Genomic DNA, 21,018 nt, shown 5'->3' on the forward strand with positions numbered 1-21,018 from the left:
TTACAACGGCTTTTAATTTAACTATTTACTATCACCATCATATACAAAGGCATTCCTATTGTAATATTTACTGGAAAGGTAACTGCTAATGCCATTGGAATAAAAATTCCAGGATTTGCTTTTGGCACCGCCATCTTCATAGCCGCAGGAACAGCTATATAAGAAGCACTTGCTGCCAAAATAGAAAGTATAAAACGATCTCCAATTGAGTCAGTCACATAAGAACTTAAATAAGCGAAAATTACTCCATTAATTAATGGCACAACTATAGCAAACAAAGTTGTAAAAGCACCATTTTTTAAAAAATCCTTTAATTTTTTTCCGCATACAATTCCCATGTCTAATAAAAAAATTGCTAAAAACCCTTTAAATAAATCGGTAGTAAAAGGCTTAATTCCCATGGCTTGTTCATCACTTGCTAAAAACCCTATTATTAAACTCCCTAAAATAAGCAACACACTTCCATTTGTAAAAGAATGCTTTACTATTGCTCCTAAAGATTGGTTTTCATTTATAGCGCTCTTTTTACCATAAATTCGAATTAAAATAACACCAACTACAATTGCTGGAGCTTCCATCAATGCCATTACTGCTACCATATGACCATTAAAACTAATGTTTTGTAATTCTAAAAAAGAAATGGCAGTTACAAATGTTACTGCACTAACCGAACCATATGCAGCTGCAATTGCTCCAGAATTAGATATTGACAATTTTTTCTTTAAGATAAAAAACACATAAATAGGTATGATTACTGCCGCAATAATCCCAAAAACAACACTCCAAATAATTTCCATTGAAAAACTACTATGCGCTAATTCTTGACCTCCCTTGAATCCAATTGAAAACAGTAGATACAAAGAGATAAATTTTGAAGAATTTTCTGGAATAGCCAAGTCACTTTTTAATCGAACTGCTAGTATTCCTAATAAGAAAAACAATAAAGCTGGATTCGTTAAATTTTCTAGTAATAAATTTATATTCATTATTTCATTATTTTACTGAAGCACGCTTCAGTCTATCGTTAATACTCATTCCTAAATTTTTATTTTCAAACCACGTTGTAACAATTATATCGCATCCAACACTATCAGCCTCCAATAACTTTTTATATAAATTGGACGCCATTTCTTCAATATTTCCGGTTTCAGAAAGGAGTAGTTGATGCTTAATTTTCGAATTACTAATCCTTGATTGATGCCCAATATAAACAATTGAATCAGTCGTTACACTTTCTAAAAAACTATCTATATTATCTACTACAAAAAAAGGTGTTTTAGGAGCATAATGCTTACTAAACATACCTGGCGCAATAGGAGTCTCCGCTTCTTTTAAATTCTTTCTAACTTGCACTTCACCTATAACTAATTCAATTTGTTCAATGGTTAGAGCTCCTAGCCTAAATACAATTGGCTCTCCATTCTTATCAAAACCTATTATTGTAGATTCTAACCCCTTACTACAATCGCCACCATCTAAAACATAAGGCAAAATAGTATTAAAATAATTTTCAACGTGTTGAGCAGTAGTAGAACTCACATGATTAGATGGATTAGCACTTGGAGCAGCTAAGGGATAATCTAAACTAGATAACAACTCTAAAGTTAATGGATGATTAGGGACCCTAATAGCTACTGATTCGCTATTTGCAGTTATATAATCCGGAATTAAATCTGTCCTGGGAAGAACTAAAGTTAAAGGTCCTGGCCAAAATGTTTTTGCTAATAGTTTTGCTTTAACAGGTATATTTTGGACATATTTATACAATTCTTTTTCAGATTTAATATGTACAATTAATGGATTTGTTGTCGGTCTATTTTTAATCGAATAAATAGAGTCAATTGCTTTTTTAGAATAAATTGAAGCCGCTAAACCATAAACTGTTTCAGTAGGAATAGCAATTACTTCATTTTTATCTAACCATTTTTTTGCTCGTATAACTGATGAACTCAATTCCATAAATTAGGGATTACAATAATTACAAAAAGTTGGGTCTTCATACTCTTTAGAATGAGGATACATTTTAGTTTTAGTATATGCGCATTTTTTACAAACTAACAAATGTGATAATGTACTTTTAGTGGGAAGATTACATTGCGAACATCTCAACCCAGATACAACCTCAACCACATCAAAACCAGGAAAATCACAACTTGGACACAAAGATTTTAATTTAAGAATTACCTTTTCTGTAGTTTCTTTTATAATTTTCATTCGTGTTGGATTGAACATAGCGCGCATATCGGTACTTACAAAAACAGTTGAATATTTTTCTTTTATTTTATTAAAAAATTCAACCAAGTCTTTTTCACTTGTAATTCCTTTATACAAAAATTCTGCATTTTTTAATGAAGATTGTAAAATCAATGCATGACTCGGAAATTTTGAGGTTCTTGCAAAATCCAATAATTCTGATTCTAATTGAATTTCTTCTGAATTATAATTTGTATCAATACTTAAAGTACGAGCTATAACTTCAAGGTCATTCTCTTTATCCAAAAACATCACTAATTCGTCATTTGCTGGAGCAAAAAAAAGAGATGGATGTGCTCCAAATGAACCTTCGCTAGCAATTACAACTTTAAAATTGTTCTCTTTCATAGCAATTGTACATTTCTTTCGAAGTGTTTGAAGCGCATCATCTTCTCTTTCTATTTCTCCTGAAAAAGTACCTAATGTATCCGTATCAAAAGATTGATTTACAAAACATTTAAAACCCAATTCCTCCTCTAATAAAGGCTGCATGACTTGTTCTTTACCATGCTGAGTTGCAATTAAGATTTTTCTGTTTAAAAACATTTTAATTATTCTAAAACTTCAATTTTAATAGTTCCGTTTATTCTAATTCTTTTCATCTTTGAAATAGCTTCGTTAATTTTTGAATCTATCACAATTTTTGAATTTTCTAATTCAGTAATTCTCTTTTCAGAGTAATCAATATCGCCAATGTTTCGCTCACCGTTACTGAAAACTTCAAGTTGATGGAAACGAATTTTACTCATTACTAATGAAAATAAAACTTCTTTTGCTTCATCTGGTGTAAACTCTCCTTTTACTAACTTAATTTCTGTTACATTTTCCATTTTTGTTGTGTATTTGATTTTTTAGAAATAAATGTTATTAATAATAAAATAAGTAACCCTATTACTGAGTGTTCTATAAAGATAGAAGGTTTGCCAATCAATAATAACTTTAGAATAATACTTAATAAACCTATAATAATTAAATTATGTTTCATATGTTATTTTTTATTGTCCTTGACCCATTGAAAAAGCTTTTACTCCTTCAAATTCATACAGGTTTTCTGTTTTAATAACTTCGACCTCATTTAAAATAGCATTGTTTAATAGACCTATAATTTCAGATGGCTGTATATTCCCATTTTGATTGTTTGTGAATCTACATCTCCAATGATCTGTACAAAAAGTTTCATCAAATCCATTAGGCCAAACCTTAATTCCTCTATTTGTTATCATTGAAAGTTGCAATTCATCCGTTTCAATACTTTTTAACTTATTACCTATCTCGTTAGCATCAAATCCGTCCCAGTGAACAAAAACATCTACCCCTAAAAGTTTTTTCTCTTTTCGTGGCTTTCTATTGTAAACTGGCAATGTAATTAATGCATTTTTTGGAGGCAAAACAGCTTGTAACTGTCCTGGAATTTGACCTAAGTTTTCAATGACTTTTTGCGCAAACTCTTTTGTTCCCAATAATGCTTTACTATACTCTTTTGAGTAAACATCTGCAGTATGATAACCGTCTTCAATAGTTTTCAACCAAGCATTTTGAATTTGAGTTGCTTTATCGTTAATTCCCATATGATATAGCATTGAAACTGCAGCTTGTAACAACCCGGAAGGGTTTGCTTTATTTTGACCAGCAATATCTGGAGCAGAACCATGTATTGCCTCAAACATTGAACATTCTAATCCTATATTAACAGAACCCGCTAGACCAACTGAGCCCGCTATTTGGGCAGCTACATCTGAAATTATATCTCCATATAAGTTAGAAGTTACTATTACATCAAATTGTTCAGGGTTATCTGCTAAAAAGGCAGTACCGATATCAATAATCATATGATTAGACTCAATTTCAGGATATTCTTTAGCGATTTCTTTAAACACATCATGAAACAGTCCATCTGTTTGCTTCATAATATTGTCTTTAGAAAAGCAGGTTACTTTTTTTCTACCATAATTTTTAGCATATTCAAATGCATATCTTATGATTTTTTCACAACCAGGTCTACTGATTAACTTCAAACATTGTACAACTTCATCTGTTTGTTGATGTTCAATTCCAGCATATAAATCTTCTTCATTCTCTCTTACAATAACAACATTCATTTTCGGAAATTTTGTTGCCACATAAGGCGCGTAAGAAACACAAGGTCTGATATTTGCAAATAAGCCTAAAGCTTTTCTTGTTGTTACATTTAAACTTTTATAACCACCACCTTGAGGAGTAGTAATTGGTGCTTTAAGAAAAATCTTGTTACTTCTAATACTATCCCAAGAAGAGGATGCTATCCCTGAAGTGTTTCCTGATAGATAAACTTTTTCACCAATTTGAATTTCATCATACTCTAAAGGAACTTTTGCAGATTTAAAAATCTCCAAGACAGCGTCCATAATTTCTGGACCTATTCCATCTCCTTTTGCAATTGTGATTTTTTTCATTGTATTTAGTTTTATTTATTAACTCTGCAAAGTTTGTTTTTTTATTCTATAAATTTTTATTTATATTTGTAATGATTTGCATAAAATATATTTATGAATTATACATTGCATCAATTACAGATATTCCTGAAAATAACTGAAACAAACAGCATCACAAAAGCTGCTGAAGAATTGCATCTTACCCAGCCTGCTGTTTCAATACAATTAAAAAATTTTCAAGACCAATTTGAAATCCCATTAACTGAAGTAGTGGGAAGGCAATTATATGTAACCGATTTTGGTAAAGAAATTTCAATTATTGCGCAACGAATCATAAATGAAGTTCAAGAAATTCAAAATAAGACTTTAGCATTCAAAGGAGAGTTAACGGGTAGGCTTACTCTTTCTGTTGTTTCAACAGGGAAATACATTATTCCCTATTTTTTATCTGATTTTTTAAAATCAAACCCTGGAGTTGAATTATCTCTAGATGTAACCAACAAAGTAAAAGTTTTAAAAAGTTTAGAAAAAAATGAAGTTGACTTTTCTTTAGTTTCAATTTTGCCAGAAAATTTTTCAATTTATAATGAAGAATTAATGGATAATAAACTTTTTTTAATTGCAAATAAAGATTTTAAAATCACAAAAAAATTATACAATCCTGAATTTTTAAATGAACTGAATATTATTTATAGAGAAAATGGTTCGGGAACAAGATGGAAAATTGAGCGTTTTTTTGAAACTCATAATTTAAAAATCAACAAAAAATTAGAGCTAACATCTAATGAAGCAGTTAAACAAGCAGTATTAGCAGGACTTGGTGTTTCTATCATGCCGCTAATTGGTTTAAAAAACGAATTACTCAATAACGATCTTCAAATTATTCCTTTAAAAGGCTTACCCTTAAAAACCAATTGGAACTTAATTTGGCACAAACAAAAATCTTTATCGCCTGTAGCTAAAGCATACTTAGATTTTATTAAAGAAAAGAAAATTCAAATAATAGAGAATAAATTTAAATGGTATGAAAAATATTAGTTTTTAAATTAAATCGGCATTATTTAAAGAAAAGTATCTAAAAATAAATCCTTTCTTTTATATTTGCGCCCCTTAAAAAAATGAGTAATGTCGAAAAATGAAATAGTAAAAGGTGTGTTTTTAGTAGCTTTAGGTGCAACCAGTTATGGAATGTTAGCTACATTTGTAAAATTAGCTTACTTAGATGCTGAAAAGTTCACAACTGCTGAAGTTACCACATCTCAATTTGTATATGGTATTTTAGGAATTCTTCTGATAAATCTATTTCAAAAATTTAAGAATAAATCAGAAACTGTAAAAGCAACTCCAAAAAATATTTTTAATTTAATGTTAGCAGGAACATCGTTGGGAGCAACAAGTGTTTTCTACTATTTATGTGTAAAATATATTGACGTTTCTATTGCAATTGTTCTATTAATGCAAACAGTTTGGATGGGAGTTTTACTAGAATGGATTCTTGACAAAAAAGCGCCTTCAAAACAAAAAACAATTGCTGTGATAATTGTTTTAACTGGTACATTATTAGCAACAAATATTTTATTTAACGATGTTGAATTAAACGTACTTGGCGTTTTTTGGGGAATGTTAGCTGCAGCCTCATTTACAACAACTATGTTTACTGCAAATAAAGTTGCTTTAGGTATTTCTTCTGCACAACGTAGTTTATTCATGCTTTTAGGTGGTGCGATTATTGTTTTAATATTTAGTCTTTATACTCAAAATAGACCCTTCAATTTTGCAATTTTTGGTAACTACGGAATCTTTTTAGCTCTATTTGGAACTATTATTCCTCCTATGTTGTTAAATATTGGATTTCCTAAAACAGGAATTGGACTTGGAAGTATTGTATCTTCTTTAGAATTGCCTGTTTCTGTACTAATGGCTTATTTTTTATTAAACGAAACGGTTGTCTTTTCTCAATGGATCGGAATTCTTTTAATCATCATGGCAATTGTAATAATGAACATTAATTTCAAGAAAAAATAGTTTTTTATATATTTTTTAGATAAATTCGTTACAAATATTTTGTATGAATTTACCATGGCATCAATATTTAATGGGGGTAATTTATGTTTTAGCAGGTATAAATCATTTTAGACAACCTAGATTGTATCTTAAAATTATTCCACAGTGCTTACCAAATCCAAATTTATTAAACAAATTAAGTGGCTTAGCAGAAATACTATTAGGCATTTTAGTTTGCTTTTCATTTACATCTAATATTGCTTCTTGGGGAATTATTACATTATTAATAGCTGTTTTTCCAGCTAACTTATACATGTACCAAAATGACAAAGCTGCATTAGGTTTGCCAAAATGGGTACGATTATTTAGACTCCCTTTACAACTTTTATTAATTTATTGGGCTTTTCTATATACTTAAAAAGAATACTAACTAATACTTTATAAACTATGAAAAAATTATTTGCAGAATTTTTTGGAACGTACTGGCTTGTTTTTGGAGGTTGTGGTAGTGCATTATTTGCTGCTGGAATCCCTGAATTAGGAATTGGATTCATGGGAGTTGCCCTTGCATTTGGCTTAACTGTTTTAACAATGGCATATGCTGTTGGACACATTTCCGGAGGACATTTTAATCCTGCTGTTTCTTTTGGATTATGGGTAAGCGGGAGATTCTCTTCTAAAGAATTGGCGCCTTATATTATTTCACAATGCGTTGGAGCAATAGCAGCTGCTGGTACTTTATATTTAATTTTATCAGGAAAAGAAGGATTCGCAATCGACGCTACTCAGGCTGGAGCTTTTGCTTCTAATGGATTTGATTCTTTTTCACCGCAAGGTTTTTCAATGATGTCTGCTTTTATAACCGAATTCATTTTAACAATGTTCTTCTTAATTATAATCCTAGGAGCTACTGATAAATTAGCAAACGGAAAATTTGCAGGTATAGCAATTGGTCTTGCCTTAACATTAATTCACTTAATTAGTATTCCAATAACCAATACATCTGTAAATCCAGCTCGTTCACTTTCACAAGCTATATTTGTTGGAGGAACTCCATTAACACAAGTTTGGTTGTTTTGGGTAGCTCCAATATTAGGCGCTATTGTTGGCGGACTTATTTATAAAAATTTACTTCAAGACAACAAATAATTATAATACTTTATTGTAAAAAAGCGATGAAATTATCATCGCTTTTTTTATTTTTATACTATGTTAAATTTATTTCCAAACGAAAAAATAGTTTTAAATCTTCCAGATGCTGTTTTTGTGTATTATCCTAATTTCTTCAATACAGAAAAAGCAGATGAATTATTCAAAAAACTAATAGAAGAAACTCATTGGCAACAAGACAATATTTCTATTTTTGGAAAAACCCATTTACAGCCACGACTAACTGCATTATATGGAAACGAAGATAAACCTTACTCCTATTCAAATATCGTAATGCATCCACATCAATGGAATTCATTACTTACTTTTATTAAAGAAAAAATAGAAGAAACTTGTAATCATTCATTTACAACCGTTTTAATTAATCGTTACAGAAATGAAAAAGACTCAAACGGATGGCATGCTGATAATGAAAAAGAATTAGGAAGAAACCCAATTATTGCTTCTGTTAGTTTTGGTGAAGAACGTATATTTCAATTAAAACACAACACAAACAAAGATGCTAAATTATCTCTAACTTTAAAACATGGAAGTTTATTATTGATGAAAGAAGGAAGTCAAATTCATTATAAGCATCAAATTCCAAAGGCAACAAAGACAAAAAAAGAAAGAATAAACTTAACCTTTAGGCGTATTTTGTAAAAAATATATTTATACATTTTTATTTTTTTGTTTTTTTTTATAATATTGAACCATCAACTAAAAACAAATAATTTTTTCATCTGATGGAAAAGAAAATAAAAGCAGAATTAGATAACAAATCATTAGAGAAGATTGTTACTTTGGCCCAAGAGGAAAAAAAACCTTTTGAAGTGATTAAAAAAGAGTTTGGCATTTCTGAAAAAGAAGTAACCGAATTAATGAGAATGAGATTGAACAAAGATAATTTTGAACTTTGGAAAAAAAAGGTTGCTGCAAATAAACCAAAACCAAAACCTTTAAAATTCAATCCTATTGAAGATGATGATTTAGACAGTAAATATTATTTTAAAAATAAATTTGATTAAAAAAATGCTCTTGATTTTCAAGAGCATTTTTTTATTTATCATGTAACAAATTTCCAAATTATTCTACTTATCATTAATCAATAGTTAAAAAATGAAAAAAATAATTTTAAGTCTTGCTGTTGCAACATTCTTCTGGAGTTGTAAAACAGCAAAAACTACTCCAAAAATGGACGTAGTAGATGTATCGATCGATTTAGTAAATGTAAAGGATGACAAAGTAATGGTGTCTATAGCAACACCTATTTTTACATCTGAAACAACTACTTTTCACATTCCAAAAACAGTTCCAGGAACATACTCTGAAGATGATTACGGTCGTTTCATAGAGAATTTCAAAGCATTTGACGCTAAGGGAAATGGTTTACGTGTTACTAAAATTGATGAAAACTCATACACTATTTCAGACGCTTCTAAATTATCAAAAGTTACTTATTTAGTAAACGATACTTTCGATACTGAAGGCGGAGGTGGATTTGGCAATAGTGAAGATGTATTTTCTCCTGCAGGAACAAATATTAAAGCCGGCGAAAACTTTATGCTAAACACACATGGATTTGTAGGTTATTTTGCTGGAAAAACTGAAACTCCATATAAAATGACAGTTACTCACCCTGCAAACTTATTAGGTGTATCTGCAATGGTTGATTTAGATAATTCTGATACTATAGATGTTTTTAACAGTTCGAAATATGCAACTTTAGTTGAAATGCCATTAATGTATTCAAAGCCAGATTTCACTTCTTTCATGGTTGATGATATGGAAATTATCATTAGTGTTTATTCTCCAACAGGAAAATATACTGCCAAAGATATTACTCCTAATATGGAAACTATGATGAGAGCTCAAAAGAAGTTCTTGGGAGCTTTCGATTCAACTAAAAAATATGCAATTTTGTTATATCTTTCTGATATGCAAGCTAAAGACGCTAAAGGATTTGGAGCTTTAGAGCACCCAACTTCAACTACGGTAGTTATGCCAGAAATGATGGGGTTAGAAATGTTACAAGAACAACTAAAAGATGTTGTTTCTCATGAATTTTTCCATATTGTAACTCCTTTAACAGTTCACTCAAACGAGATACAATATTTTGACTTTAACAATCCTCAAATGTCTGAACATTTATGGATGTATGAAGGTGTAACCGAATACTTTGCAAACTTATTTCAAGTAAATCAAGGTTTAATTGATGAAACAGAGTTCTTTGAAAGAATGGCTCAAAAAATTTCTCAAGCAAGCCAAATGAATGATAAAATGAGTTTTACTAAAATGAGTAAAAACGTTTTAAACGCTCCATATAAAGAGCAGTACATCAATGTTTACCAAAAAGGTGCATTAATTGCAATGTGTATGGATATTATCATTAGAGAGGAAAGTAAAGGACAAAAAGGAATCTTAACTTTAATGCAAGATTTATCTAATGAATATGGAAGTAAAAAAGCATTTAAAGATGAAGAGTTATTTGCTAAGATTACTGAATTAACATACCCATCAGTTGGGGAGTTCTTAAAGACTTATGTTGCTGGAGAAACTCCAATTCCTTATGCAGATTATTTTGCAAAAATGGGTGTTACTGAAGCTAAAATTGAAGTTGCAGGTAACCCATTCTTAAAAGGTCAAACTCCATATATTACTGTTGATCCTACTACAAAAGAAATCATGATTTTACCAAGCATTGAACTTAATGAATTTATGACTTCAATGGGATTGAAAAACGGAGATAAAATTCTTGCAGTTAATGGAACCAATTATAACTTAGACAATATTTATGACTTAGTATTAGGTTCTATGAATTGGAAAGATGGTGAAGACATGACCGTTAAAATTAAACGTGATGGTAAAGAACAAGAATTAAAAGGTAAAGTAAAAATGCCAAAAGAAATTCGTGAAGGCTACCAGTCTACAAACGAAGCTAAAAAAGCAATTAAAGAAGCTTGGTTAAAAGGTTAATAATTAATAATTAATAATATTAAATCCTCAAAACTCATAGTAGTTTTGAGGATTTTTTTCATTATTTTGCATCCAAATAAAAAAACATGAGCAATGCACCTTTTTTTACAGACGATACTATTGTATTTGGTCTTTTAATGATATTATTAGGTTTTGTATTTCATACATCTTCAAAAGAAGAAGGCTTTTGGAAAAAATTCTATGGAGTTGTTCCTGCCTTATTAATGTGTTATTTATTACCCGCAATTCTTAGTTCTTTGAACATCATTTCCCCTGAATGGGTTGAAATAGGTTCTAATGGTGAAGAGATAACAAAAGAATCATCTGTTTACTTTATAGCCAGCAGATACTTATTACCTGCCGCTTTAGTATTAATGACTATAAGTATAGATCTTAAGGCATTGTTCAATTTAGGACCAAAAGCCTTAATTGTATTTCTAGCAGGAACAGTAGGGATTATTTTAGGCGGACCAATAGCTATCTTAATTGTATCTATCTTTTCTCCTGAAACCGTGGGTGGAAATGGATTTGATGCGGTTTGGAGAGGACTTTCAACACTTGCCGGAAGTTGGATTGGCGGAGGAGCAAATCAGGCAGCAATGTTAGAGATTTTTAAATACAATCAAGAAAAATATGGAGCAATGGTATTAGTAGATATTGTTGTTGCAAACATAGGGATGGCCTTTTTATTATTCGGAATTGGAAAAAAAGAAGCCATCAATAAATGGCTGAAAGCAGATAATTCATCAATACAAGAATTACAAGATAAAGTTTCAGATTATCAAGAAAGCGTAAAAAGAACACCATCATTAAACGATTATATAATCATTACAGCCATTGCGTTTGGTTCAGTTGGATTATCTCACTGGGGTTCACAATTATGCGCATCATTTTTCTCTAATACATTTGAAGTTGTAAACGACCCTAAAAGCTTTGCTTCCACATTTGGCGGAACTTTCTTTTGGATGGTAACTATTGCAACATTCTTAGGAATTACATTGTCTTTTTCACCATTAAAAAAATACGAAGGTGCTGGAGCAAGTAAAATAGGAAGTGTTTTTATATACATTTTAGTTGCCTCAATTGGAATGAAAATGGATTTAGGATCAGTATTAGAAAATCCAGGCTTAATTGCTGTAGGAATAATTTGGATGCTTATTCATTTTATCGTTATTTTTGGCGTTGCAAAATTAATAAAAGCTCCTTACTTTTTTGTAGCCGTAGGAAGCCAAGCAAATGTTGGCGGGGCAGCTTCTGCACCTGTAGTAGCTTCTGCATTTCACTCATCATTAGCTAGTGTCGGTGTTTTATTGGCTATATTTGGTTATGTAGCCGGTACATATGGAGCAATTTTATGTACCTATTTAATGGAAACTGTAGCACCAAAATAAATATATTAAAAGAAATAATGAAAAAAATATTAATTGTAGGAATAAGCTTAATTACATTAATTGCTTGTAATAAAAATGAAGAAGGAAATGATTTACATCTTACTGGAAACATTGAAGGTTTAAGTCAAGGTAAAATTTACATTCAAAAAATACAAGATAATTCATTTATAGTATTAGATAGTATTGAAATAAAAGGAGATTCAAACTTTGAAGTAATAATACCGCTTGAAGAGCCTGAAATGTTGTTTTTAACCTTAGATAGAGGTCAGAGCAATTCAATTGACAATAGTTTACAGTTTTTCGCTGAAAAAGGAAAAATGAATATCACTTCTAAATTGAAAACGTTTTATACTGCTGCAAAAATAACTGGTTCAAAAAATCAAGAATTATTTGAAGAGTTCAATTCGTTTAATTCAAAATTTAACGATGAAAATCTAGTTTTGACTGAAAAAAGAATTAAAAATCAAATGACAAAAAATGTATCAAATGCTGATAGTATTAATACTGCATTTGATAAATTAAAAATTAGAAAATATAGATATACTGCAAACTTTGCCTCAACACATGGCGAATATGAAATTGCACCTTATTTAGCTGTTTCTGAAATCGCCGATATTAATATTGCTTATTTAGATACTATTCAAAAACATTTAACTCCTAATGTTGCAAAATCAAAATACGGGAAAATGTTAGATGAGCACATAAAAACAAGAAAGGCTTCTGAATAAAAAAGCGTAACAGAATAAAAAAGCGGTTAGTAAATTAACCGCTTTTTTTATTTTTATTACTTTATAAAACGAAAAAACCATCACTGTTAAGTGATGGTTTTAATTTGAGCCGGCGGAGGGACTCGAACCCACGACCTGCTGATTACAAATCAGCTGCTCTAGCCAGCTGAGCTACGCTGGCAACTCAAATTTCGAGTGCAAATATAAGGGTGAATTTTTAATTTCCAAATATTTTTTGCACTTTTTTTATTGATTTTTTTATTTTAATTCGTTGATTTTTGCAACTATTTGATTAGCAGCAGCTTCATATTCAGAACGAATTTGTTTATAGTGAGCTTTTTTGTTCTCAACTTTTCTATCTCTAATTCTAGAAACAAAATTATCGTAGTTATCATAGATTTCATCAACCAATACATCAGTAGCTTCAGTTGGTTTTCCTCCATTTGTCATTTCCCAGATGTAAACAATGTTTACTAAATCTCCTAAAACGTAGTTGATTTCTTTTTTCAAGTTTTTAACGCTTGCCATTTTGATCTTATTTTAAAATTCTTTGCAAAATTACATAATATTTTCGTAGTACAATTGTTTTAGATAGAAATTTCTAATATAGTAGCACTCCCTTCTAGATTGAAAGCACTAATTTCGGCAGGAATTAAAACCGTTTCACCTTTTTTATGATGAAACACCTCATTGTTAAAATGAATTGAAAAATTACCTTCTGTACACATCAATACTGTAAAAGCTTCCTTTCTCTTTTCCCATTTAAAATGAGAAGATATTAAAAGAATATTTGTAGTAAAATAAAAATTCTTTACACATGCATTTCTTTCATTACTTTTCAATGTATAATTAATTTTAGAATTAACTACATTATAATTTATTGCCTCTAAAGCTAATTCTGTGTGTAACTCTCTACCTTTTCCATCAGCATCTACTCTATCCCAATCGTAAACTCTATATGTAACATCGCTAGTTTGCTGAATTTCGGCAATTACAACACCACTTCCTATTGCATGAATTGTACCGGTTTCTAATAAAAAAACATCTCCTTCTTTTACAGGAATTTCATTTAACAAAGACACAATCGATTTGTTTTCCAAATGAGCTAAATATTCCTCTTGACTTGAATTCTCTTTAAAGCCTACAATTATTCTTGCCCCTTCATCGGCCTGAATCACATACCACATTTCTGTTTTGCCAAATGAATTATGTCTTAGCTTAGCTAATTCATCATTAGGATGTAATTGTATCGACAAATCTTTATTAGCATCCAAAAACTTAAAAAGCAATGGTAGTTCATATCCAAATTTTTCAACAACTTCTTTACCTAAAAGAGCTTCTGGATCTAAAGCAATAATTTCATTTAAACTTCTACCTTTTAAGCCTCCATTATCAACAACACTAACATCATTAGGAACCGAAGACAATTCCCAACTTTCGCCAGCATTTTTTATTGTTAACTCTTTATTTAAAAAAGTATTTAGTTTGGAACCTCCCCAAATTCTTTCTTTAATAATAGGCTTAAATGTTAATGGATATAATTTCATATGTATATTAACTACTGTAAAGATGTGAAAAGTTTAGAAATATAGAAGTAAGACTACTCTCCTTTATAAGTAACAAAATTTCGAGGTGTTTCGTATAAAGTAATTTCCAATTCATTTTCACTTGAAATATGATTCCTTAGTTTGTTCCAAATTACAACAGCTATATTCTCTGCAGTAGGATTCAACTTTTCAAAATCAGGAACATCTAAATTTAAATTTTTGTGGTCAAACGCATCTTCAATATGCAGTTTTATTAAATCAGATAAAATTTTAACATCAATAACAAATCCTGTCTCTTTATCTATCTCACCCGTTACACTAACTATTAAATCATAATTATGACCATGAAAATTTGGATTGTTACATTTACCAAAAATCAAATCGTTTTTTTCATCGGTCCAATCTTTACGATACAATCTGTGAGCTGAATTAAAATGTGCTTTCCTAGAAACAGTTACTTTCATTTTATTGATTTTTTTTAAACTTTATGGTCTTCTAAATAATGATAAAACTTGTCAAAAATAATTTTAAACCAAACCGTATAAACTTCTGGCTGATTTTCAATATCATTTTTCACATCTTCAATCTTCATCCATTTCCAACTTTCAACTTCATCAGGATTAATAACTGGTTCTTCGTTAGAATAACCTATCATAACATGATCTAACTCATGCTCTGTTAAACCATTATCAAAAGGCGCTTTGTATATAAAAGAAAACAGTTCTTTTAGAGGAACAACAAAACCCATTTCTTCTTCTAATCGTCTAGTACCAGCTTGAAGATTAGTTTCTCCAGCTCGTTGATGACTGCAACAAGTATTTGTCCATAACAAAGGTGAATGATATTTATGAGAAGCTCTTTGTTGCAACATTATTTCATTATTGCTATTTAAAACAAAAACAGAAAAAGCCCTGTGAAGCAATGCTTTTTCATGAGCTTCCATTTTATTCATTAAACCAATTGGCTCATCATTAACATCAACTAAAATTACTTTTTCTTCTTCCATATTTTTTATTCACTTCAAAAGTACAAAAAAAGAAGATTTAAAACTATTCGCTTTTTATAAGAAAAACCTATACCACTATATGGTTTTTAAAAAAGAGACAACATAAAAACAAATTAATTCACTTTCAATACCTTACAATTATTTAATTACTATTCAATTTTATTGTATCTTTGTCAAAATGCTACAGAATTAACTATTTTTTCAATTATTCTTTTCCTTAATTGTTCTTGTTTTTACTCAACATTTTATCACCTTATTATTTTTAACCTAAATTATTTTATTATTTAATGGCTAGACCTCAAGAAACTTTTAACAAAAAAGAAAAAGAAAAACTTAAATTAAAGAAAAAGCAAGAGAAGCAACTTAAGAAAGATGCTCGTAAAGCTAGTGGAAAAACTGACGACATGTTTGTGTATGTTGATGAAAATGGACATTTAACAAGTACTCCTCCAGATCCATCAAAGAAAATTGTTATTGAGGCAGAAGACATTGAAATAGGAATACCTAAGAAAGAAGATATTGAAGAAGTTCCAACAGATAGAAAAGGAACTGTTGATTATTTTGATACTTCAAAAGGTTTTGGATTTATTAAAGAAGTAGATTCAAACGATAAATTCTTCTTCCACGTTAGTAGTTTAATAGATGAAGTAAAAGAAGGCAACTTAGTTACTTATGAACTTGAAAAAGGTCCTAAAGGAATGAATGCTGTAAGAGTAAAAAAAATATAATCACCCTTTTTTATATATAAAAAGCCGCTACAATAGCGGCTTTTTTTTATTTATAAACTTTCTTTAATTTTTAATGCACATTTTTCTCCATCTATAGCAGCAGAAATAATTCCACCAGCATAACCCGCGCCTTCACCACATGGATATAATCCTTTTATTTGAACGTGTTCTAATGTTTGATTATCTCTTGGAATACGCACAGGCGAAGAAGTCCTGCTTTCTGGAGCATGTAATATAGCTTCATTGGTAAAATATCCTTTCATTGATTTACCAAACTGCACAAAACCTTCTCGCATTGTCTGTGTTAAAAAACTTGGAAAAACATCTCCTAATTCTATCGAAGTTGTACCTGGGACATATGACGTTTTAGGAATTGAATCAGATATTTTTTTCTGTGTAAAATCAATCATTCTTTGTGCAGGAACTTTTTGTGTCTTCCCCGCAACTTGCCAAGCTTTTTGTTCTATTTCTTTTTGAAATTCCATTCCTGCTAAAGCGCCAAACTTTTCAAAAGGTTTAAAATCTTCTAATCTCAATTCTACAACAATTCCTGAATTGGCAGTAGCTTGATCTCTTTTTGAAGGCGACCAACCGTTGGTAACCACTTCACCGGGAGCTGTTGCACAAGGCGCGATAACTCCTCCCGGACACATGCAAAAAGAATACATTCCTCTACCTCCAACTTGTTTTACTATTGAATAGGGAGCTGGCGGCAAATATTCGCCTCTAAAATCACACGAATATTGAATGCTATCAATTAAATTTTGTGGATGTTCGGCACGAACACCTAAAGCAAATGGTTTTGCTTCAATATAAACTTGCTTTTCATCTAATAATTCAAAAATATCACGAGCCGAATGACCTGTCGCTAAAATTAGTTTGTTCGCATGTATTGTTGCACCGTCTTGAAGCATAACTCCATCAACTTCATTGTTCTTTATTATAATATCAGTTACTCTTTTTTCAAATAAAACTTCTCCGCCACATTCAATGATTTTTTCTCGAATATCTTGAATAATTTGTGGTAATTTATTGGTTCCAATATGCGGATGTGCTTCTACTAGTATTTCCGTTGAAGCTCCAAAACCAACTAAAAGTTCCAAAATTCTATCTACATCGCCACGTTTTTTGGAACGTGTATATAGCTTTCCATCAGAATAGGTTCCTGCTCCACCTTCACCAAAACAATAATTAGAATCTTCGTTTACAATATGATCTACGTTAATTGCTTTTAAATCACGTCTTCTTCCTCTTACATCTTTCCCTCTTTCTAAAACAATGGGTTTTAAGCCTAACTCAATTAATTGAAGTGCTGCAAATAATCCAGCAGGACCAGCCCCTACAACAATTACTTCTTTTTCATTAGCTACATTATGATAATTTGGTAACTCAATTTTTGATTCAACAAACTCTTCGCCTACTAGAAAAACATTGGCTTTTATATTGACTTTTATTGCTTTTTGTCTTGCATCAATAGAACGCTTTACAACAACTGTTTTTCGAATCTCTTTTGGAGAAACATTAAAAAGTTTTGCAACAAACTGATTAAGCAATACTTCATTAGCAGCTACTTCTGGTGAAACTTGAAATTGAAATTCGCGAGGCATTAAAATAGATATTTAGATTTCTAGACTTTTAGATAACTAGACTGTTTAATTGAGTACAAAAGTAGTAATTTGACAACTGACTTTGTAACTTTGCCTCTTTGAAACGAAAAATTATGAGAAAAATTAAACTGATTTGGGATTTTAGAGGTCAAGCGGCTGCAAAAACAGCTGAGCATCATGAAATTCATTTGAAAGAATTCTTAGAAATAGAAAAATATCCACTAAAAATTACTGGTTTTGAAGTTGTAAACGAAATGTACGCTATTGCTTTTTTAGTGGTGAAAGAAAAAGACATGATTACGTTTAGAGATGCACTGAAACCTCATCGTGGTGAGGTTTATGAGTAGATTGCAATTATTGAAATTTATTATTTTTCATCATAATAGTTTATTCCAAATGATTTAAATAATTTTTCTAATTTATCCATTTTCTGCTCACACAAATCAGGGTAATTAAAATTATTAATTGATTGAATCTGTATACAACTTAAACAGATTTCCAAAGCATTAATAACTTTTTCTTCAGAATCAAAAAAAACTATTAAATGTCTTGGCTGATAACAAGCTGCAACTGATTCATACTTACATATTTTACTACTAAACAATATTTTATAAATTTCAGCAACTTCTTTTTTAGTTAATTTTATTTTCTCTTTTACATTGATTAAGTCTATATTTAGCTTTCCATTTTCAATCTCTAAATTCGCCATTCTCTTACTATCACTATCTTCTACATTCTCTATATGCCAAATTTCCCTATTTGCATAAGACCAGATTTCAACTTTATCTGCTTCTAAAAACACATTATCAACTTGTATTTTTTCTTGAGTTGACTTACAACTAAAAATCGTAATAAATAATAGTAAAAAAAAGTACTTCATAACTATATATTTAAAATCCTCAACACAAGTTAAGGATTTATGAATGTTCAAAAAATTTAAAAAACTTTAATTCGCCACCTCACTAATAAACTTAATTCGCATTAAGCGTAATTCTTCGGTATCGTAATCGCCATCAAATTCAGCAAGTGCAGCTTTAATATTATCTGATTGAGATTCCATGAAATAATCATGAATTTCTTCTTGTTGATCTTCATCTAAAATATCATCAACCCAATATCTTATATTTAATTTGGTTCCAGAATAAACAATTTGTTCCATTTCCTTTAATAAATCGTCCATAGACAATCCTTTTGCAGAAGCGATATCATTTAGGTCAAGTTTCCTATCAACATTCTGAATAATGTAAAGTTTTAGTCCAGAGTTTGCTCCTGTAGATTTAACAACTAAGTCATCTGGGCGAATAATATCATTATCCTCTACATATCGGTTAATTAAATCTAGAAAATCTTTTCCGTATTTTTTAGCTTTTCCTTCACTTACTCCATGAACATTCCCAAGTTCATCAGTTGTGATAGGGTATTTAAGTGCCATATCTTCTAAAGATGGATCTTGAAAAACAACAAAAGGAGGAACACCCAACTTTTTAGCCACTTTCTTTCTTAAATCTTTTAGCATTGACATTAAAACTTCGTCAGCTACTCCAGAAGACTTAGATGAAGTTACAATACTATCATCGTCAGATTCACTGTATTCATGATCTAAAGACATCATAAAAGATTCAGGCGATTTAATAAAATCATGCGCTTTATTTGAAAGACGTATTACTCCATAACTTTCAATATCTTTTTCAATAAATCCGGTTACTAACACTTGACGTATTAATGCCATCCAATACTTATCGTCAAATTTATTTCCTTTACCAAAAAAAGGTTGTTGATCAATTTTATGCGCTTTTATAACCGCATTAACTTTACCTACTAACGCTAAAATTATCTCTTTTGCTTTAAATTGTTGTTTCGTATCTCTAATTACTTCAAGCAATAATTTAACTTGATCTTTTGCTTCTTCTTTTTGTTTTGGATTACGCATATTGTCATCCATATCAGCACCTTCGCCTGTTTCGGAATCAAATTCTTCCCCAAAATAATGCAACAAATATTTTCTTCTAGAAATTGAAGTCTCCGCATATGCAACTACTTCTTGCAACAAGGCAAAACCAACTTCTTGTTCAGCAACTGGTTTACCAGACATGAATTTCTCTAGTTTTTCAATATCCTTGTATGCGTAGTAAGCCAAACAATGGCCTTCACCTCCATCACGACCAGCACGACCAGTTTCTTGATAATAACTTTCTAATGATTTAGGAATATCATGATGAATTACAAAACGAACATCGGGTTTATCAATTCCCATTCCAAATGCAATGGTTGCCACAACAACATCTACATCTTCCATTAAGAAATTATCTTGATGCTTGGCACGAGTCTTAGCATCTAAGCCTGCATGATAGGGAACTGCACTTATACCATTTACTTGTAACAATTGTGCTATTTCTTCCACTTTTTTTCTACTCAAACAATAAATAACTCCAGATTTCCCTTTGTTTTGTTTGATAAATCGAATAATATCAGATTCTATATTTTTAGTTTTTGGCCTTACTTCATAATACAAATTAGCTCTATTAAAAGAAGCTTTAAAAGTATTAGCACCTGGGATATCAAGATTCTTTAAAATGTCTTCTTGTACTTTTGGAGTTGCAGTTGCAGTAAGTCCAATAATAGGAATATCGCCTAATTGTTTGATGATATTTCTTAAGTTTCTATATTCAGGTCTAAAATCATGCCCCCATTCAGAAATACAATGCGCCTCATCAATAGCTACAAATGATAATTTAACACCTTGTAAAAATTCAATATATTCAGCTTTTGTAAGCGATTCTGGAGCAACATATAACAATTTAGTAACTCCTGAAGTAATATCGGCTTTTACTTGATTTATTTCAGTTTTTGTTAATGAAGAGTTCAAAACATGAGCAATTCCAAACTCAGAACTTAAACTTCTAATAGCATCAACTTGATTCTTCATAAGAGCAATTAGAGGAGAAACAACAATTGCTGTTCCTTCTAAAACTAAAGCAGGTAATTGATAACATAATGACTTACCACCACCTGTTGGCATGATAACAAATGTGTTATTACCATATATTATACTATTAACTACTTGTTCTTGAAGTCCTTTGAATTGGTTAAACCCAAAATATTTTTTTAACTCTTTGTGTAAATCAATTTCGTTTAGTTTCATTCTCTATTAATATGATTTTACCTAAATTTGCATTTATAAAGATACAATAATCTTTAAAAACACAAAACAATAAAAA

At 30.4% G+C, this 21,018-nt stretch carries 24 protein-coding genes and 1 tRNA gene; 11 read left to right on the top strand and 14 right to left on the bottom strand.

Going from position 1 to position 21,018, the window contains the following annotated elements; translation table 11 throughout:
- Positions 1–17 precede the first annotated feature (17 nt).
- From ACQ65T_RS00635 to ACQ65T_RS00660, 6 genes are read right to left on the bottom strand one after another with little or no spacing between them, the layout of a single operon-like run.
- On the bottom strand, positions 18–986 hold the full coding sequence (locus tag ACQ65T_RS00635; protein WP_430399189.1) for a sodium-dependent bicarbonate transport family permease: 969 nt from the start codon (positions 984–986) through the stop codon (positions 18–20).
- A gap of 7 nt (positions 987–993) precedes the next feature.
- The gene (locus ACQ65T_RS00640) at positions 994–1,959 is read right to left on the bottom strand and encodes an L-threonylcarbamoyladenylate synthase (protein ID WP_430399190.1); all 966 of its coding nucleotides are present in this window, start codon (positions 1,957–1,959) and stop codon (positions 994–996) included.
- A gap of 3 nt (positions 1,960–1,962) precedes the next feature.
- Positions 1,963–2,799: a DUF6671 family protein gene (locus ACQ65T_RS00645; RefSeq protein WP_430399191.1), complete on the bottom strand. Its 837-nt coding sequence runs from the start codon at positions 2,797–2,799 to the stop codon at positions 1,963–1,965.
- Positions 2,800–2,804: 5 nt separating this feature from the next.
- Complete coding sequence (locus ACQ65T_RS00650; RefSeq protein ID WP_430399192.1) at positions 2,805–3,083, bottom strand: hypothetical protein; 279 nt, start codon at positions 3,081–3,083, stop codon at positions 2,805–2,807.
- Positions 3,071–3,238: a hypothetical protein gene (locus ACQ65T_RS00655; protein ID WP_430399193.1), complete on the bottom strand. Its 168-nt coding sequence runs from the start codon at positions 3,236–3,238 to the stop codon at positions 3,071–3,073. Before ACQ65T_RS00655 ends, ACQ65T_RS00650 begins: the two co-directional genes overlap by 13 nt.
- A gap of 10 nt (positions 3,239–3,248) precedes the next feature.
- Positions 3,249–4,685: an NADP-dependent isocitrate dehydrogenase gene (locus ACQ65T_RS00660; RefSeq protein ID WP_430399194.1), complete on the bottom strand. Its 1,437-nt coding sequence runs from the start codon at positions 4,683–4,685 to the stop codon at positions 3,249–3,251.
- A 93-nt stretch (positions 4,686–4,778) separates the two neighbouring features.
- Between ACQ65T_RS00660 and ACQ65T_RS00665 the strand changes: the two genes are divergently transcribed.
- From ACQ65T_RS00665 to ACQ65T_RS00705, 9 genes are all read left to right on the top strand, one after another.
- Positions 4,779–5,702 carry a LysR family transcriptional regulator gene (locus tag ACQ65T_RS00665; RefSeq protein WP_430399195.1) on the top strand — a complete coding sequence of 308 codons (924 nt, stop codon included), beginning with the start codon at positions 4,779–4,781 and terminating at the stop codon, positions 5,700–5,702.
- A gap of 87 nt (positions 5,703–5,789) precedes the next feature.
- Positions 5,790–6,689 (top strand): EamA family transporter, encoded by a 900-nt coding sequence (locus tag ACQ65T_RS00670; RefSeq protein ID WP_430399196.1) that lies wholly within the window; start codon positions 5,790–5,792, stop codon positions 6,687–6,689.
- A gap of 43 nt (positions 6,690–6,732) precedes the next feature.
- Positions 6,733–7,086 carry a DoxX family protein gene (locus tag ACQ65T_RS00675; RefSeq protein ID WP_430399197.1) on the top strand — a complete coding sequence of 118 codons (354 nt, stop codon included), beginning with the start codon at positions 6,733–6,735 and terminating at the stop codon, positions 7,084–7,086.
- A 29-nt stretch (positions 7,087–7,115) separates the two neighbouring features.
- Positions 7,116–7,817 (top strand): aquaporin Z, encoded by a 702-nt coding sequence (gene aqpZ, locus ACQ65T_RS00680; protein WP_430399198.1) that lies wholly within the window; start codon positions 7,116–7,118, stop codon positions 7,815–7,817.
- Positions 7,818–7,877: 60 nt separating this feature from the next.
- On the top strand, positions 7,878–8,480 hold the full coding sequence (locus ACQ65T_RS00685; protein ID WP_430399199.1) for an alpha-ketoglutarate-dependent dioxygenase AlkB family protein: 603 nt from the start codon (positions 7,878–7,880) through the stop codon (positions 8,478–8,480).
- An 83-nt stretch (positions 8,481–8,563) separates the two neighbouring features.
- On the top strand, positions 8,564–8,845 hold the full coding sequence (locus tag ACQ65T_RS00690) for a DUF2805 domain-containing protein (protein WP_430399200.1): 282 nt from the start codon (positions 8,564–8,566) through the stop codon (positions 8,843–8,845).
- Between the two features lie 91 nt (positions 8,846–8,936).
- Positions 8,937–10,793 carry a peptidase M61 gene (locus ACQ65T_RS00695; protein ID WP_430399201.1) on the top strand — a complete coding sequence of 619 codons (1,857 nt, stop codon included), beginning with the start codon at positions 8,937–8,939 and terminating at the stop codon, positions 10,791–10,793.
- A gap of 86 nt (positions 10,794–10,879) precedes the next feature.
- The gene (locus ACQ65T_RS00700; RefSeq protein WP_430399202.1) at positions 10,880–12,184 is read left to right on the top strand and encodes a DUF819 domain-containing protein; all 1,305 of its coding nucleotides are present in this window, start codon (positions 10,880–10,882) and stop codon (positions 12,182–12,184) included.
- 17 nt (positions 12,185–12,201) lie between these two features.
- Positions 12,202–12,912: a DUF4369 domain-containing protein gene (locus ACQ65T_RS00705; RefSeq protein WP_430399203.1), complete on the top strand. Its 711-nt coding sequence runs from the start codon at positions 12,202–12,204 to the stop codon at positions 12,910–12,912.
- Between the two features lie 107 nt (positions 12,913–13,019).
- On the opposite strand, the gene ACQ65T_RS00710 is transcribed toward ACQ65T_RS00705, so the two are convergent.
- The 5 genes from ACQ65T_RS00710 to idi form a co-directional block, all read right to left on the bottom strand.
- Positions 13,020–13,093: transfer RNA gene (locus ACQ65T_RS00710), tRNA-Thr, on the bottom strand.
- Positions 13,094–13,170: 77 nt separating this feature from the next.
- Entirely contained in the window at positions 13,171–13,440 is a 270-nt protein-coding gene (locus ACQ65T_RS00715; RefSeq protein WP_430399204.1) for a hypothetical protein, read from the bottom strand.
- Between the two features lie 59 nt (positions 13,441–13,499).
- On the bottom strand, positions 13,500–14,459 hold the full coding sequence (locus ACQ65T_RS00720; RefSeq protein ID WP_430399205.1) for a type I phosphomannose isomerase catalytic subunit: 960 nt from the start codon (positions 14,457–14,459) through the stop codon (positions 13,500–13,502).
- Positions 14,460–14,512: 53 nt separating this feature from the next.
- Positions 14,513–14,923: a 6-pyruvoyl trahydropterin synthase family protein gene (locus ACQ65T_RS00725; RefSeq protein ID WP_430399206.1), complete on the bottom strand. Its 411-nt coding sequence runs from the start codon at positions 14,921–14,923 to the stop codon at positions 14,513–14,515.
- Between the two features lie 14 nt (positions 14,924–14,937).
- A complete protein-coding gene (gene idi / locus ACQ65T_RS00730; RefSeq protein ID WP_430399207.1) occupies positions 14,938–15,465 on the bottom strand; it encodes an isopentenyl-diphosphate Delta-isomerase in 528 nt (175 codons plus the stop codon).
- A gap of 287 nt (positions 15,466–15,752) precedes the next feature.
- Between idi and ACQ65T_RS00735 the strand changes: the two genes are divergently transcribed.
- On the top strand, positions 15,753–16,193 hold the full coding sequence (locus ACQ65T_RS00735) for a cold-shock protein (RefSeq protein WP_264559499.1): 441 nt from the start codon (positions 15,753–15,755) through the stop codon (positions 16,191–16,193).
- A 50-nt stretch (positions 16,194–16,243) separates the two neighbouring features.
- Here ACQ65T_RS00735 and ACQ65T_RS00740 read toward each other — a convergent pair whose 3' ends face one another.
- Positions 16,244–17,800 (bottom strand): NAD(P)/FAD-dependent oxidoreductase, encoded by a 1,557-nt coding sequence (locus ACQ65T_RS00740; protein WP_430399208.1) that lies wholly within the window; start codon positions 17,798–17,800, stop codon positions 16,244–16,246.
- 110 nt (positions 17,801–17,910) lie between these two features.
- On the opposite strand from ACQ65T_RS00740, the gene ACQ65T_RS00745 reads away from it, so the two are divergent.
- Entirely contained in the window at positions 17,911–18,147 is a 237-nt protein-coding gene (locus tag ACQ65T_RS00745) for a hypothetical protein (protein ID WP_430401288.1), read from the top strand.
- A 20-nt stretch (positions 18,148–18,167) separates the two neighbouring features.
- Here the strand turns inward: ACQ65T_RS00745 and ACQ65T_RS00750 are convergent, their stop codons facing one another.
- Together ACQ65T_RS00750 and recQ are read right to left on the bottom strand one after the other, a co-directional pair.
- Positions 18,168–18,680, bottom strand: a complete 513-nt coding sequence (locus tag ACQ65T_RS00750) for a hypothetical protein (RefSeq protein ID WP_430399209.1) — start codon at positions 18,678–18,680, stop codon at positions 18,168–18,170.
- Positions 18,681–18,746: 66 nt separating this feature from the next.
- Complete coding sequence (gene recQ, locus ACQ65T_RS00755) at positions 18,747–20,942, bottom strand: DNA helicase RecQ (RefSeq protein WP_430399210.1); 2,196 nt, start codon at positions 20,940–20,942, stop codon at positions 18,747–18,749.
- Between the last annotated feature and the right edge of the window lie 76 nt (positions 20,943–21,018).

This window comes from Flavobacterium sp., assembly GCF_965284515.1.
Taxonomy (GTDB): Bacteria; Bacteroidota; Bacteroidia; order Flavobacteriales; family Flavobacteriaceae; genus Flavobacterium.